At 64.4% G+C, this 14,866-nt stretch carries 15 protein-coding genes; 5 read left to right on the top strand and 10 right to left on the bottom strand.

Annotated elements, in window-relative coordinates; translation table 11 throughout:
- Positions 1 to 10: 10 nt before the first annotated feature.
- From secD to queA, 4 genes are all read right to left on the bottom strand, one after another.
- Positions 11 to 1,903, bottom strand: a complete 1,893-nt coding sequence (secD, locus tag PanNE5_RS02635) for a protein translocase subunit SecD (protein WP_017233098.1) — start codon at positions 1,901 to 1,903, stop codon at positions 11 to 13.
- Positions 1,904 to 2,038: 135 nt separating this feature from the next.
- Positions 2,039 to 2,305 carry a preprotein translocase subunit YajC gene (gene yajC / locus PanNE5_RS02630; RefSeq protein ID WP_232424572.1) on the bottom strand — a complete coding sequence of 89 codons (267 nt, stop codon included), beginning with the start codon at positions 2,303 to 2,305 and terminating at the stop codon, positions 2,039 to 2,041.
- 224 nt (positions 2,306 to 2,529) lie between these two features.
- Entirely contained in the window at positions 2,530 to 3,660 is a 1,131-nt protein-coding gene (gene tgt, locus PanNE5_RS02625; protein WP_017233100.1) for a tRNA guanosine(34) transglycosylase Tgt, read from the bottom strand.
- A 137-nt stretch (positions 3,661 to 3,797) separates the two neighbouring features.
- Positions 3,798 to 4,880 carry a tRNA preQ1(34) S-adenosylmethionine ribosyltransferase-isomerase QueA gene (queA, locus tag PanNE5_RS02620; protein WP_017233101.1) on the bottom strand — a complete coding sequence of 361 codons (1,083 nt, stop codon included), beginning with the start codon at positions 4,878 to 4,880 and terminating at the stop codon, positions 3,798 to 3,800.
- Between the two features lie 102 nt (positions 4,881 to 4,982).
- Here queA and recG point away from each other — a divergent pair, with 102 nt between their 5' ends.
- Complete coding sequence (gene recG, locus PanNE5_RS02615) at positions 4,983 to 7,265, top strand: ATP-dependent DNA helicase RecG (protein WP_261939176.1); 2,283 nt, start codon at positions 4,983 to 4,985, stop codon at positions 7,263 to 7,265.
- Between the two features lie 166 nt (positions 7,266 to 7,431).
- Positions 7,432 to 8,376: a LysR substrate-binding domain-containing protein gene (locus PanNE5_RS02610; protein ID WP_017233103.1), complete on the top strand. Its 945-nt coding sequence runs from the start codon at positions 7,432 to 7,434 to the stop codon at positions 8,374 to 8,376.
- 176 nt (positions 8,377 to 8,552) lie between these two features.
- Here PanNE5_RS02610 and PanNE5_RS02605 read toward each other — a convergent pair whose 3' ends face one another.
- A complete protein-coding gene (locus tag PanNE5_RS02605) occupies positions 8,553 to 9,254 on the bottom strand; it encodes a thiamine phosphate synthase (protein WP_261939175.1) in 702 nt (233 codons plus the stop codon).
- A 241-nt stretch (positions 9,255 to 9,495) separates the two neighbouring features.
- On the opposite strand from PanNE5_RS02605, the gene PanNE5_RS02600 reads away from it, so the two are divergent.
- The 3 genes from PanNE5_RS02600 to PanNE5_RS02590 all read left to right on the top strand — a co-directional run bounded on the left by PanNE5_RS02600 (position 9,496) and on the right by PanNE5_RS02590 (position 11,385).
- Positions 9,496 to 9,984, top strand: coding sequence for a Dps family protein (locus PanNE5_RS02600; protein ID WP_017233106.1), 489 nt, complete (start codon positions 9,496 to 9,498; stop codon positions 9,982 to 9,984).
- Between the two features lie 85 nt (positions 9,985 to 10,069).
- A complete protein-coding gene (locus tag PanNE5_RS02595) occupies positions 10,070 to 10,858 on the top strand; it encodes a YdcF family protein (RefSeq protein WP_261939174.1) in 789 nt (262 codons plus the stop codon).
- A gap of 119 nt (positions 10,859 to 10,977) precedes the next feature.
- Positions 10,978 to 11,385 carry a GlcG/HbpS family heme-binding protein gene (locus PanNE5_RS02590; RefSeq protein WP_017233108.1) on the top strand — a complete coding sequence of 136 codons (408 nt, stop codon included), beginning with the start codon at positions 10,978 to 10,980 and terminating at the stop codon, positions 11,383 to 11,385.
- Between the two features lie 400 nt (positions 11,386 to 11,785).
- On the opposite strand, the gene hemP is transcribed toward PanNE5_RS02590, so the two are convergent.
- From hemP to PanNE5_RS02565, 5 genes are all read right to left on the bottom strand, one after another.
- On the bottom strand, positions 11,786 to 12,013 hold the full coding sequence (gene hemP, locus PanNE5_RS02585; protein ID WP_410007556.1) for a hemin uptake protein HemP: 228 nt from the start codon (positions 12,011 to 12,013) through the stop codon (positions 11,786 to 11,788).
- Positions 12,014 to 12,178: 165 nt separating this feature from the next.
- Positions 12,179 to 12,649: an SRPBCC family protein gene (locus PanNE5_RS02580; RefSeq protein ID WP_261939173.1), complete on the bottom strand. Its 471-nt coding sequence runs from the start codon at positions 12,647 to 12,649 to the stop codon at positions 12,179 to 12,181.
- Positions 12,650 to 12,715: 66 nt separating this feature from the next.
- Positions 12,716 to 13,126: an OsmC family protein gene (locus PanNE5_RS02575; RefSeq protein ID WP_017233111.1), complete on the bottom strand. Its 411-nt coding sequence runs from the start codon at positions 13,124 to 13,126 to the stop codon at positions 12,716 to 12,718.
- Between the two features lie 171 nt (positions 13,127 to 13,297).
- A complete protein-coding gene (locus tag PanNE5_RS02570) occupies positions 13,298 to 14,194 on the bottom strand; it encodes a pirin family protein (protein ID WP_261939172.1) in 897 nt (298 codons plus the stop codon).
- A gap of 235 nt (positions 14,195 to 14,429) precedes the next feature.
- Positions 14,430 to 14,855: an ExbD/TolR family protein gene (locus tag PanNE5_RS02565; RefSeq protein ID WP_026131790.1), complete on the bottom strand. Its 426-nt coding sequence runs from the start codon at positions 14,853 to 14,855 to the stop codon at positions 14,430 to 14,432.
- Positions 14,856 to 14,866: the final 11 nt, after the last annotated feature.

Raw genomic sequence — 14,866 nt, 5'->3', positions numbered from 1 at the left:
GCGCCTGCGGTTATTGCTCGCCTGCGTCGGGTGCGTTTTTCGCACCGTCCGGGCGCCAGACCTGACCGATCGCCAGCGTCTTGAGCTTGCGACGGCCGCCGTACCACAGGTTGACCAGACCGCGCGAGAAGAACACGGCCGAGAACATCGAGGTCAGAATACCCAGGCAGTGCACCACGGCGAACGCGCGCACCGGGCCCGAACCGAACGCCAGCAGCGCCAGACCGGCGATGAGCGTGGTCACGTTCGAGTCCAGAATCGTCGCCCAGGCATGCTCGAAGCCCAGCGAAATCGCCTTCTGTGCCGACGCACCCGCGCGCAACTCTTCGCGAATGCGTTCGTTGATCAGCACGTTCGCATCGATGGCCATACCGAGTGTGAGCGCGATAGCGGCAATCCCCGGCAGCGTCAGCGTGGCTTGCATCATCGAGAGCACGGCCACCAGCAGCAACAGGTTGAACAGCAGCGCGATCACCGAGAACACGCCGAACAGCATGTAGTACGCCATCATGAACACGGCGATGGCGATCAGGCCGTACAGCACCGAGTCGACACCCTTGTGCACGTTATCGGCACCCAGGCTCGGACCGATCGTGCGTTCTTCGATGATCTCCATCGGGGCGGCCAGCGAACCGGCGCGCAGCAGCAGTGCCAGGTCGTTGGCGCCCTGCGCCGAGCCCATGCCGGTGATCTGGAAGCTCTGGCCCAGTTCGCTGCGGATGTTCGCCACCGTCAGCACTTCGCCCTTGCCCTTCTCGAACAGCACGATGGCCATCGGCTTGCCGATGTTGTCGCGCGAGACGTCGCGCAGCACACGGCCGCCGGCGGCGTCGAGCTTGATGTTCACCGACGGTTGCTGGTGATCGTCAAAGCCCGCGGACGCGCTGGTGATGCGATCGCCGCTGAAGATCACCTGACGCTTGAGCATCACCGGCGCGCCGTTGCCGTGCAGGAACAATTCGTCCTGCGGCGGCACCGGTGTGTCGGCCGTGATGAGGCGCGGGGCGTCCGGATCGACCAGACGCGCTTCGAGCGTTGCCGTACGGCCGATGATGTCCTTCGCCTTGGCGGTGTCCTGCACGCCGGGCAACTGCACGACGATGCGGTCCGGGCCTTCCTGCTGAATCACCGGCTCGGCCACACCGAGTTCGTTCACCCGGTTATGCAGCGTGACGATGTTCTGCTTGACGGCGTTGTCCTGTACCGCACGACGGGCAGCTTCCGTGAAGGCGCCCACGACCTTGAACGTCCCGTTCGGGCCGGCTTGCGTGGTGTAGGACAGATCGGGCAGGCCGTCGGTCAGGGCACCGCGGGCGCGCTCGGCGTCGTTCTGGTCGCTGAAGACGGCTTCGATGCCAGTGTCCGTACGCGTCACGCCGTTGTGGCGGATGTTCTTGTCGCGCAGCAGCGTGCGGGCATCGGCGGCGCTCGCGTCCAGGCGCTTGGTGATGGCGCCGGCCATGTCGACTTGCAGCAGGAAGTGCACCCCGCCACGCAGGTCGAGACCGAGATACATCGGCAGCGCGTGGATTCGGGTGAGCCATTCCGGCGAGGCCGAGAGCAGGTTAAGCGCGACGACGTAGGTCGGGTCCGTCGGGTCGCTGTTCAGCGCCGTCTGGAGCATGTCCTTGGCCCGCAATTGCGTGTCGGTGTCGGCGAAGCGAATGCGCACGCTCGGGTTGTTGCCCGTGCTGTCGAACACGGCGCCTTGATAGGCGATGTTCTGCGCCTTGAGTGCGTCTTCGGCGCGCGCGAGCGTCGAGGCATCGACCTTGACGGTCGCCTTGACGCTGGAAATCTGTACTGCCGGTGTTTCACCGAACAGGTTGGGCAGCGTATAGAACACCCCGATGGCAAGCGCCACCAGAATGAGGATGTACTTCCAGAGAGGATAGCGATTCATAGCAGCGGGCTAGGGTGATGCCATGTGGCAAACCGTGCTTCAGACCGGCTGGCATGGCAACGAGGGTCGCCAAGGCCGGCGTCGCCATGCACGGCGGCTGCCGTTGAAGGCAGCCGCGTGCAGTGGCGCGAAGGCTCAGAGCGCCTTGATGGTGCCCTTCGGCAGCAGGGTGGTGATCGCACCCTTCTGCACGTTGATTTCGACGTTTTCAGCGATCTCCACGGTCACGAAGGTCTCGCCGACCTTCGAGATACGACCGGCCAGACCGCCCGAGGTCACGACTTCGTCGCCCTTGGCGAGGGCCGACAGCATGTTGCGCGTTTCTTTCTGGCGCTTCATTTGCGGACGGATCATGATGAAGTACAGCACCACGAACATCAGCACCAGCGGCAGGAAGCTCATCAGGTTGCTGGTCGGGCTCGCGGCGCCTGCCGTCTGAGCGAAGGCATTGGAAATCAGCACGTTCGGTTCTCCTTATGTAAGACGTGTAAAAGCCGCGTGTGGCCGGAGCTCCGGACACGCGCGGCGTGTGTTTCGGTGCGTGGATGCAGGATCCAAGCCCGACATTTTACCACTGCCCAACCCCGGTCTCCGGGGTTTCGGCGCCCGCTGGCGCGCGACGGCCGTCAATGCACGCCGCGCGCGCGATCGGCCCGGAACTGGGCGACGAAAGCGTCGAAACGGTGCGCTTCGATGGCATCCCGGATTTCCTGCATCAGCGTGAGATAGTAATGCAGGTTGTGGATGGTGTTGAGCCGCGCGCCCAGAATTTCCCCGGCTCGCTGCAAATGGTGCAGGTAGGCGCGCGAGAAGTTTCGACAGGCGTAACAGCCGCAAGTTTCGTCCAGAGGGCGCGTATCGGTCTTGTGCGACGCATTGCGGATCTTCAGATCGCCGAATCGCGTGAAGAGCCAGCCATTGCGCGCGTTACGCGTGGGCATCACGCAGTCGAACATGTCGACGCCCGCCGCCACGCCAGCCACGAGGTCTTCCGGTGTGCCGACCCCCATCAGGTAGTGGGGTTTGTTCGCCGGCAGCCGCGGCGCCACGTGCTGGAGCACGCGCATCATGTCTTCCTTCGGCTCGCCGACCGACAACCCGCCGATCGCATAGCCGTGAAAGTCCAGTTCCGACAACCCGGCGAGCGACTCGTCGCGCAAATGTTCGTACATGCCGCCTTGCACGATCCCGAACAGGGCATTCGGGTTCTCTAGACGGTTGAATTCGTCGATGGAGCGCTTGGCCCAGCGCATCGACATGCGCATCGACTGGCCGGCCTCGACTTCCGTGGCTGGGCGGCCGTCGATCTCGTACGGCGTGCATTCGTCGAACTGCATGACGATGTCCGAGTTGAGCACGTGCTGGATCTGCATCGAGATTTCGGGCGAGAGGAAGAGACGGTCGCCATTCACAGGCGACGCGAACTTCACGCCTTCCTCGCTGATCTTGCGCAGCTCACCGAGGCTGAATACCTGAAAACCGCCGGAATCCGTGAGAATCGGACGATCCCAGCCCATGAAGCGATGCAGCCCGCCGTGGGCGGCGATCGTCTCCAGCCCGGGGCGCAGCCAAAGGTGGAAGGTATTGCCGAGGATGATCTGGGCGTTGTTCTCGACCAATTCGGCCGGCGACATCGCCTTGACCGAGCCGTAGGTGCCGACCGGCATGAAGATGGGTGTCTCGACCACGCCGTGGTTGAGCGTGACGCGCCCCCGGCGGGCTTGTCCGTCGGTGGTGATGAGTTCGAACTTGAGCATGTGTCGTGCGCCCCGGCACCACCGGCAACACAAGCCGGCGCCCGCACAGGACGTCAAATAAGCGGCCGGCGCCCCATGCGCGGCCAAGCCGCTATTGTACCGGGTCGCACGGCCGTCGATCCAACGGCCGTGCCGCGTCAGGCGGCGGCTTTCGGCGCGTCGTGAGGCGCCACGCGCGAGAGGATCATCGCGTCGCCGTAGCTGAAGAAGCGGTAGCGCTGCTCGATCGCATGCCGGTAGGCCGCGCGGATCGTCTCCATCCCCGAGAACGCCGACACCAGCATGAGCAAGGTCGATTTGGGCAGGTGGAAGTTGGTAATGAGCCGGTCGACCAATTGGAAATGGTAGCCCGGCGTGATGAAAATGTCCGTCTCGGCACTGCCGGCGCGCAAGGTGCCCGGCGCCCCGCCCGCAGCCAGCGTGGCTTGCGCGGCCGACTCCAGGGCACGCATCGACGTCGTGCCGACCGCGACGACGCGGCCGCCGCGCGCGCGGGTGGCGGCGATGGCGTCGACCAGCGACGGCGTGATTTCGTACCACTCCGAGTGCATCTTGTGTTCGCCGATGTTCTCCACGCGCACCGGCTGGAACGTGCCGGCGCCCACGTGCAGCGTCAGTGTGGCGCGGTGCACGCCCAGTGCGTCGAGGTGGGCGAAGAGGCTGTCGTCGAAATGCAGCCCAGCGGTCGGCGCGGCCACCGCGCCCGGGTTGCGGGCATACACGGTCTGGTAGCGCGTTTCGTCGGCGGCGTCGGCGTCGTGTGCGATATACGGTGGCAAGGGCAGGCGGCCGTAGGTCTCCAGCAGCGTATAGCAGTCGTCCGGGAAGTGCAGCGTGTAGAACGGTTCGACGCGCTCGCCAACGGTCACGTCGAACGCATCGGCCAGATGCAGCACGGTGCCGGGCGTCGGGCTCTTGCTCGCCCGGATCTGCGCGAGCACGGTGCGGTTGTCGATCACTCGCTCGACGAGCACCTCAATCTTGCCGCCGCTCGCCTTCTGGCCGAACAGGCGCGCCTTGATGACACGGGTGTCGTTGAACACCAGCAAGTCGCCGGGGGCGAGCAGGCTAGGCAGATCGGCGAAGCGCCGGTCGTACAGATGGGGCGGCGTGACGCTGCCGTCGACCTCCAGCAGGCGGCTGGCGGTGCGCTCGGTGAGCGCGGTCTGCGCGATCAGTTCGGGCGGCAGGTCGAAATCGAAATCGGAAAGGGTATACATCAGCGTTTACAATGCGTAGCAACCGACATTTTACTTGGTTCGTCCGAAGGCCTGCCGGCACGGTGTGCGCCTCACGGCCGAACGTCCCCGACTCGCGACTGCATGACCGAACGCAGAATGCCCGCCACCGCGCCTGACGACGCCCCTGCCGACCTCGTGGACCTTGCCGATGCCGCCGGTGCACAGACCGATGTCGCACCACGTCCCGCCGCGAAGCGCGGTCGGCGCCCGGCTGCGCCGGCGCAGGCGCCGACAGGGGGGGACGAAGCGGTCCCCGCTAGATCCACCCAGTCACCGAAAAACGCGAAGGCCGCCGCGCGCAAGACGACCGGTTCAGGCACGGCCGACAAGCTCGCCAAGCTCGGTCTGAAGCGCGACATCGATCTGATTCTGCATCTGCCGATGCGCTACGAGGACGAAACCACCCTGCGCAAGATCGGCGAAGTGCTGCCGAGCGAACTGGCGCAGGTGGAGGGCGTCGTCACGTCAAGCGAAGTGGCCTTCCGGCCGCGCCGTCAATGGGTCGTACGCATTGCGGACGAAGGCCACGAACTTGTGCTGCGTTTTCTGAATTTCTACGGCAGCCAGCAGAAGCAACTCGCCGTTGGCACGCGCGTGCGAGTGCGTGGCGAAGTGCGTGGCGGCTTCTTCGGATTGGAGATGGTCCACCCCGCGTATCGCGTGGTGCAGGACGCCGCCGCGCCGCTGCCGGAGTCCCTCACGCCGGTGTACCCGAGCGCGGCGGGCCTGTCGCAAGCGTATCTGCGCAAAGCGATCCACAACGCGATGGAGCGCACGCCGTTGCCGGAGTTGCTGCCGCCAGGACTGCTTCAGCGTGTCATGGGGCCCGAGCATCCGCTCCCGGCGTTGTCCGACGCCGTCCACCTGCTGCACGCGCCTCCGCCCAATGTGTCCGAGACAGCGCTTGTCGAGCGCTCGCATCCGGCATGGCTGCGCATCAAGTGCGAGGAGTTGCTCGCGCAGCAACTGTCGCTCAAACGGGCACAGGCGGCGCGTCGACGGCTCGCGGCCCCTGCGCTCGGCGCCCGCGTGCCGGGGGGCTTGCTCGAACGCTTCGAGGCGGCGCTGCCGTTTCGCCTGACCGGCGCTCAGCAACGCGTGTGGGCCGAGATCCGCGCCGATCTTGCCGAACCGCATCCGATGCAGCGCCTGCTTCAGGGCGACGTGGGCAGCGGCAAGACGATCATTGCGGCGCTGGCCGCGGCACAGGCCATCGACGCAGGGTATCAGGCGGCGATCATGGCGCCGACCGAAATCCTTGCGGAGCAGCATCTGCGCAAACTCTCGGGCTGGCTTGCGCCATTGGGCGTCGAGGTCGCGTGGCTGGCGGGCAGCATGAAGGCGAAGGAAAAGCGCGAGGCCCTCGCGCGCGTGGCGAGCGGCGACGCGCAACTGGTCATCGGCACGCACGCCATCATTCAGGATACCGTCACGTTTGCGCGACTGGGCATGGCCGTAGTCGACGAGCAACACCGGTTTGGCGTGGCACAGCGTCTGGCGCTGCGCAGCAAGATGCAAACCGCCGGCATGGGCGGCAACGCCATGCCGCATCAGTTGATGATGAGCGCGACGCCCATTCCGCGAACGCTCGCGATGACGTACTACGCCGATCTGGACGTTTCCGTGATCGACGAGTTGCCGCCGGGCCGCAGTCCCGTCGTCACCAAGCTGATCAGTGACACGCGGCGCCCGGAAGTGATCGAACGCGTGCGGGCGGCGGCGCTGGCCGGCCGCCAGGTGTACTGGGTTTGTCCGCTGATCGAGGAGAGCGAGGCGCTGCAATTGCAGACGGCCGTCGACACGCATGCCCAACTGGTCGCGGCGCTGCCCGAGTTGCGTGTGGGACTCGTGCACGGGCGGCTCGCGCCGGCGGAGAAGGCGGCCGTGATGGACGACTTCACGCGTGGCGACACGCATCTGCTGGTGGCGACCACGGTCATCGAAGTGGGGGTGGACGTGCCGAATGCATCGCTGATGGTCATCGAACATGCGGAGCGCTTCGGGCTTGCGCAACTGCACCAGTTGCGCGGACGCGTGGGGCGCGGCTCGGCGGAATCGGTGTGCCTGTTGATGTATGCGTCACCGTTGTCGATGGGCGCGAAGGCGCGTTTGCAAACGATGCGCGAGACCACCGACGGTTTTGTCATTGCGCGACGCGATCTGGAGATTCGCGGCCCGGGCGAATTTCTCGGTGCGCGGCAGTCGGGCGCGGCGATGTTGCGCTTCGTCGATCTGAATGAGGACGCCTGGCTGATCCCGGGCGCCCAGGAAGCGGCCGATGTGCTGCTCGCGTCGCACCCCGGTGCCGTGGCGGCGCACCTGGAGCGCTGGCTCGGGGCGCGGGAAGACTATCTGAAGGCATAACGCCGGTGTCTGCGCGACGGTCGGGCGGTGAGGCGTCAACGGACGCATCTGCGCTGGCATCAACGTGGACGTCGACCGAAAACGGGCAATCGCCGCTCGATTGTGCTATAAAAAACAAAATCTATCGATTGCGGTAATTCGATTAATTTACACAGGTTAGGACGACATGACCCTCACGGAACTCAAGTACATCGTGGCGGTGGCGCGCGAACGCCATTTCGGTCGCGCAGCGGAAGCCTGTTTCGTCAGCCAGCCGACGCTTTCGGTGGCCATCAAGAAGCTCGAAGACGAGCTGAACGTACAGATTTTCGAGCGTGGCGCCGCCGAAGTGAGCGTGACGCCGCTCGGCGAGCAGATCGTTGCCCAGGCGCAGCGAGTGCTCGAGCAGACGATCGCCATCAAGGAAATCGCCAAGCAGGGGCGCGATCCGCTTGCCGGGCCGCTGCGTCTGGGCGTGATCTACACGATCGGGCCGTATCTGCTGCCGTCCCTCGTCAAACAGATGATCGAGACGACGCCGCAGATGCCGCTCATGCTGCAGGAGAACTACACGCTCAAGCTTATCGAGCTGCTCAAGCAGGGCGAAATCGATGCGGCGGTCATGGCGCTGCCGTTCCCGGAGAGCGGCCTGATGGTGCGCCCGCTTTACGACGAACCGTTCGTCGTGGCGCTGCCGCGTTCGCATCCGTGGTCCGAGCGTGAGCACATCGACGCGGGCGATCTCAAGCAGGAGACGATGCTGCTGCTGGGCAGTGGGCATTGTTTCCGCGATCACGTGCTGGGTGTGTGTCCGGAACTGATGCGCTTCTCGCAGAATGCCGACGGCATCCAGAAGACGTTCGAAGGCTCTTCGCTGGAGACCATTCGTCATATGGTCGCGAGCGGCGTAGGCATCACCGTGCTGCCGAAGACGTCGGTGCCCGAGACGCAGGCGCCCGACAGTCTGCTGCGCTATGTGCCGTTCTCGGCACCAGTGCCTGACCGTCGCGTCGTGCTGGCGTGGCGCAAGAGCTTCACGCGGCTGCCCGCCATCGACGCCGTGGCGCAAGCCATCGCCCGATGCCATCTGCCGGGCGTGATTCCCCTCGATCTGCCGGCAACGTCGAACTGATACGCCGGGACCCACCCGTTCCGTTACCGCTTGAAGGTGCAATACGCCGTCGCTTGGTGCTGCGGCGTATTGTTTTTAGCTATTGAACGCATAAAAACGATTAACTCGACCGTTTTCATAAGGCGAATTAGTCTTAAGCATCGAGAAGCCCGGCAAGCCATGACTGAGCGCGTCGACTACGGCCAGAAAGCGCGTATGGCGGCGATGCCGTAGGCCCCGGCGTGGCGCGCGCTCGACAAGGCGTCGTCCCGCATGCCGCCGAGGGCGAACACCGGCAGCGACGTTTGCGCGGCGAGCGCGGTGAATGCGGGCCAGCCAAGCGGCTTGGCGTCCGGATGCGTCGCGGTGACGAGCACGGGCGATAGCGTAATGAAGTCGAGGCCCAGAAGCGTGGCGCGTTCGACCTGTGCGGCGTTGTGACAGGCGGCGCTGACAAGCTTCCAGCCCGCGGGACGAGCATCGCAGACCATGAGTCGCGCACTCGTCAGATGCCAGCCGTCTGCCTGCGGGACAGTACTGGCGTGCACGCCGTTCGGTGCGTCGAGCCAGAGATCCGCAACGCTTTGCGGCGGGTTGAGGATAAGTTGCGCACCTGCCGCATGGGTCAATGCTAGGGCGCTCTCTGCCAAGGCCCGGTAGCTGTCGGCATCGAGCGAACGATTGCGAAGCTGTACCAGCCGGATGCCGCGGGCGAGTGCTTGCGCGAGTTGTGACGCGAACCCGGCAATCTGTGAGCGCGTCGCGATATCGGGCGTCACCAGGAGTTGGCGCGGCAGAGGCGTTTGAGCGGGAGGCGTGGCACGGTCCGCTTTGTCGTGCGCGGCCGGGCGGTCGGGCATCGACAGGCGGTAGGCGGAATCTGCGGGGTCGGCGGACATGCGCGCAGTGTAACCGGAATGCCAGCGCGCACGTCTCGAGGAAAGTACGGAGAGCGCTCGCGCGAAACATCGGCGGGTGAGAGGCATCACATCCAGACGTGCCGGGAATCGCCACGCGATCCCGATAGACTGGACCGATGCCCGCCGAAGTCGGGATTCGTCGGCCTGCGCCGGCATTTTCATTTCAGTCCAGCGTGCCCCCACAGTACGACGGGGGCACCATCACCAACGGAGTCGGATCATGGCAAAGAAGAACAATGTGGCTAGTGTGAACATCGGCATCAGCGAGAAGGATCGCAAGCGTATCGTCGAAGGATTGAGCCATCTGCTGGCCGACACCTACACCCTTTACCTGAAGACGCACAACTTCCATTGGAATGTGACCGGTCCGATGTTCAACACGCTGCATCTGATGTTCGAAGGGCAGTACAACGAACTCGCCCTGGCCGTCGACCTGATTGCCGAGCGTATTCGCGCGTTGGGTTACCCGGCGCCGGGGACCTACAAGGAGTTTGCGAAGCTGTCGTCGATTCCCGAAGCCGACGGCGTGCCGGCTGCCGAAGAGATGATTCGCCAATTGGTCGAAGGGCAGGAAGCGGTGACCCGCACCGCGCGCGGCATTTTCCCGACGGTCGACGCCGCCTCCGACGAGCCGACCGCCGACCTGCTCACGCAACGCATGCAACTGCACGAAAAGAACGCATGGATGCTGCGCAGCCTGCTGGCCTGACAGCCTGACGCTAGGCCCGGCTATCGTACGGAAGATGTCATAGAGAAAGGGTGCGCTGCGCAGTGCAGTCCAGTACACTGGCCGGATGTCCCTCGATTGGCTTGCCCGCACTCTTCTCGTCAGCCTGTTCCTGCCGCCGGTCAATGTACTGCTGCTAGCGGGTTTCGCCGTCGCCATCGGGCGGCGCTGTCCGCGTGTCGGCAAAACGCTGGCGATCGTCGCGATACTTGCGCTATGGGTGCAGGCGATGCCTTGGTTCGGCCGGCAGTTGGCTCGACCGCTGGAAACCGGCTCCCCGATCGATCTCAAGTCGCTCGACGCCGCGCGCGGGGCGAGCGGGGCGGCAGCGACGCTGCCGCAGGCGGTGGTGATCCTTGGTGGCGGGGCGACCCATCATGCGCCAGAATTCGGGCGTGAACGCGATTCCGATCTGAAGGCCCCCACGTTGGCCCGCGTGCGGTATGGCGCGCTGCTCGCGCGTCGCACGCAATTGCCGGTGCTTGTCTCGGGCGGCAGTCCGACTGGCGATGTGGTCGAGGCGCGCATGATGGCCCAAGTCGCGACCGAAGAATTCGGCGTCCCGGTGCGCTGGATAGAAGGACAATCGTTGAATACGGCGCAAAACGCCACCTTCAGCGCGCGTATGCTGGCGAACGTCGGCGTGTCGCGCGTCTATCTGGTCACGAGCGCCTGGCATATGCGTCGGGCTCGCGACCAGTTCGAACGTGCTGGACTGACGGTGGTACCCGCACCGTGCTGCAATGCGAATGCGTTCGAAGCGGATGTTATTCCCGGCTGGTGGCCCACCGTCGGTGGCTTGCGCACCACGCATCAGGCGCTGCGCGAATGGATGGCCCTGGCCGTGGGGCATTGAGCTTTTTCATTCCCTTTTCGATGCCACGAAGTACCGGCGTCTCAAAGGGACGACGAACGAATCGGGGTCACGCATGGATGCGGGCTCCTTGAATTGCCAACCTCAAACGAGAGAGACGTATGAAGACGAAAGCTGTCCTGAGCGTTGAAGACGTGCAGAAGATCAACGCCGCCGCCGTGGCCGAAGCCACCGCGAACGGTTGGAACGTGTGCATCACGATCGTCGACGACGGCGGTCACGCGCTGTCGCTGTATCGTATGGACGGTGCGGCGCCCAGCACGGCCATGATGTCGCTGGGCAAGGCGCAGACCTCCGCGGTCGGCCGTCGTGAAAGCGGCGCGTTCGAGGAGATGATCAATGGCGGCCGCTTTGCGTTCCTGAGCGCGCCGAACACCGCGATGCTCGAAGGCGGCGTGCCCATCGTGATCGACGGCAACGTGATTGGCGCGGTCGGTGTGTCCGGTGTGAAGTCGACGCAGGATGCCCAGATCGCGCGGGCTGGGATCGCGGCGGTCAAGCGCGCCTGAGCGCCTAAGTGCCTCGGGGCACTCGCCCGCCTCCACAGATCCGTAGGGACAAAAAGCATCGTCGATGAGTTCGACGATGCTTTTTTTTCGACGGCACCAAAGAAAAACCCGTCCTCGCGGACGGGTCAAAGGCTTGTCAGGCCGGATGGCCACCCCCTGAGGCTTGGCAGGCTGGGCCACGAGGAGAACATCAATGAAACTCGCGTGGACGGACAAAAAAAGCGGCTTGGCTGGCGTGCAACGCAGGTAGAGAGGGGCTTGCCGTAACTACATGGGATTGCGTTGCATTCGCTGGCTACTGCCAAACACCTCTTAGGCGAGGTGGTCCCCACAAAACTCGGTAACGGGGCGGCACGGTCGTGGTCGTGCCGCCGCCAAAATTCATGACGGATTGCGCGTCTTATTTCGTCAGGATCAACTTGCCGTACCGCGTGGCGCGCAACTGATACGTCTGTCCGTTGTGCAGGATGTTCACGCATTGCGTGCCTTGCAGCAGGTGTTCGCTCGTGAGCGCGCGCCCCGTGGTGTGGCTGGCCGATCTATCCGTTTGCGCACGTGACGCCGACAACGTGCGGCGCGGTGCCATGGCGGGCGGGGTCTGGCGGGCAGGGGTGTGGCTTGCGGTCATCTCGCTCATCCGTGTGGCTGACTATGAGACAGATATTAAATGAGAATCATTACTATTTACATTGAAATATGGCTATTGCTGTGAATTCCAAATAGTGAGTAGCTAATCGCGGATTCGCCGGACGGGTGGCACGCCACGCCCGGCGAATCGTTTGCCGATGATCGCTTAGCCCAGCGCGCCTTGTTCGGCGAGTGCCCGGATCTGCCCGACGGTGTCGATATCGGCCTCACGATAGGCGGACTTCACGAACTCGCTATAGCGCGTGTCTGCCGTGGCGGCGTCTTCCTGCAGTGTGGTGCTGTAGGTGAAGCGCACGAAGTAATGCGTCGGCGTCGGCTCTTCGATACGCATGGTGAGGGTGCCACCCGCGTGTTGATCCGTCGCCGCCGTCTCGTAGCGCACCCACTGCTGGGCCTCGAAGACGACCCGGTCGTGCACCACCGCTTCACCGAAGCGCAGCTCGCGGGTCAGCGAGTCGTCGGTGCGTTCGTGCACGATGCACGTGTCGAGTCCGAGCACGAAAGTCTCCGGTTGCTCGGCGCGCAGCACGAGACCGCGCCACAGTTGATCGCGCGTCAACGCGAAGGCCAGCGGATTCAGGAGGTCGTTGACCTCGATCAGGTGTTCGTACTGCAAGAAAGTCTCCCCGTGCATCGGTGCGGGCCGGCATGCGGTGACAGCATGCCGGCGTCGCGCCGAATATTACTCGACCAACAGACTGTCGATGGCAATGGTGCCCGATAACACCTTGTGAATTGGGCACGCATTCGCGATTTCCAAGAGGCGCTGACGCTGCTCCTCCGACAAATCTCCGGCCAGTTCGATTTTGCGCGTGATTTGCGTGGTCCCGACGGGCGGTTTGCCGTCCGGATTCATCGCGAGCGTCACGGTCACTTCCTTGAGCGGCCATTCCTTGCGCCGCGCATACATCTGCAACGTGATCGAGGTGCAGGCGCCGAGACTGGAAAGCAGCAACGCCGCAGGGGCGGGACCGAGGTCGCCGCCGCCGAGCGCCGCGGGCTCGTCGGCCAGCCATTCATGCTTGCCGTCCGAGAGAGGCGTGGTAAAACCTGCGGCGCCCAGATGGGCGGTGACTATCGCTTCTGCAGCCATGGCAGCTCCTGTGGGGGCCAAATCAACGTTAGGGTGAACGTCACGGAACGTATCGGGAGAGGATGAGAACGGCCCGGTGAAGACGTCGAGCCACAACGCACTCTGCGTGCCATTGTGACCCAAATTCACCGGGCCGGTACGAACGGCGGGGATCTCCCCGACGACGACGCCTCAGTCGGTAGTGCTCGAGGCCGGAATCCGTCCCATTCGGCCGGCCTGGAAGTCGAGAATCGCCTGACGAATCTCGCCCTCCGTGTTCATCACGAACGGGCCGTAGCGGGCCACCGGCTCACCCAGCGGCTTGCCGCCGATCAGCAGGAACGACATCGGTCTGTCGCTAACGTTGCGCACGGCAATGCGCTCGCCGGCGTCGCCGAATACGACCATCTGATGCGTCTTGGCCACAGTGGCGTCGTCGCCGAATTGCCCTTCGCCGTCGATCACATAGGCGAACACGTTGAAGTCCGTGGGCACCGAATGATCGAGCACTCCCTGCGATTGCAGCGTGAAGTGCTGGTACAGGATCGGCGTCCGCGTTTCGATGGCGGCGCGCGTTCCAAGCGCCTCGCCCGCAATTACGCGCACCGACACTTTGCCGTCTTCGCTGGTCGCGCTCGGGATGCCGGCCGCCGGCAGTTCCTGGTAGCGCGGCGTCATCATCTTGTCCGTGCGCGGCAGGTTCACCCAGAGCTGGAAGCCGTGCATCTCGCCGCCGCGCTGCTGAAAGGCCTGCGAGGGCATTTCGGAGTGGATGACGCCCGCACCGGCCGTCATCCACTGCACGTCGCCCGGCGTGAGCTTGCCCGCGTGGCCTTGTGAGTCGCGATGCTCCATTTCGCCAGCGAGCAAGTACGTCACGGTCTCGAAGCCGCGGTGCGGGTGATCGGGGGCGCCCTTGGCGTCGCCGGGGGCGACTTGCATTGGCCCCATTTCGTCGAGCAGGAGGAACGGATCGAAGTCCGCCATCATGCGCGTGGGGAACGGGCGATTGACGTGAAAACCGGCGCCTTCCTGCGTTTGCGCTGCCGTAAAGACGCGGGCGATCGGGCGGGCCGACGGGGTGCTCATGGGGAAACCTCCTGTGGGGGGGGCGCATGCCGAGATGGCGTTGTGCGTCCAATGTCGTGCCCAAACTATATCGGGGCGCATGGCCCCGGGAGTAGCCCGTAACGCAGGAAGGATTGTTACCCGATTGGAACAATGCCGGCCAAATGTGGCCGCACGACGTCGTTTGCGAATTCGATGGGCGAAAAAAAGCGCGGTGACGAGCACCGCGCTTGCGCGATTCGTGAACGCGTCAAACCTATTTCGTGTCGGGGGCGGTCACGAAGCCGAGTTTGGTGATGCCGGCCGTCTGCGCTTGCGCCAGCACTTTGGCGACGCTCTCGTAGCGCACGTTCTTGTCGGCGAACAGGTGCAGTTCCGGCTGCGGCTGCGCTTCGGCGGCCTGCGCCAGACGCGCCTTGAGTGCGGTCTCGTCGACGACCTGCTTGTCCCAGAAGACGGTGCCGTCGGCCTGGATCGACAGATCGATCTTGGCCGGCTTGGTGTCTTCCGGCTGGCTACTTGCCTGCGGCAGGTCGAGCTTGACCGATTGATTGAGCACCGGCAGCGTCACGATGAAGATGATCAGCAGTACCAGCATGACGTCGACGAGCGGCGTCATGTTGATCTCGCTCATCATGGCGTCGTCGGCACCGTCGTCGCTGCTGTATGAACCCATAGCCATGGCGAACTCCT

The sequence above is a fragment of the Pandoraea sp. NE5 genome (assembly GCF_024363545.1).
GTDB classification, from domain to species: Bacteria; Pseudomonadota; Gammaproteobacteria; order Burkholderiales; family Burkholderiaceae; genus Pandoraea; species Pandoraea cepalis.
The sequence above is the reverse complement of the archived record's forward strand: the minus strand, read 5'-3'. Positions and strand labels throughout refer to the sequence as shown.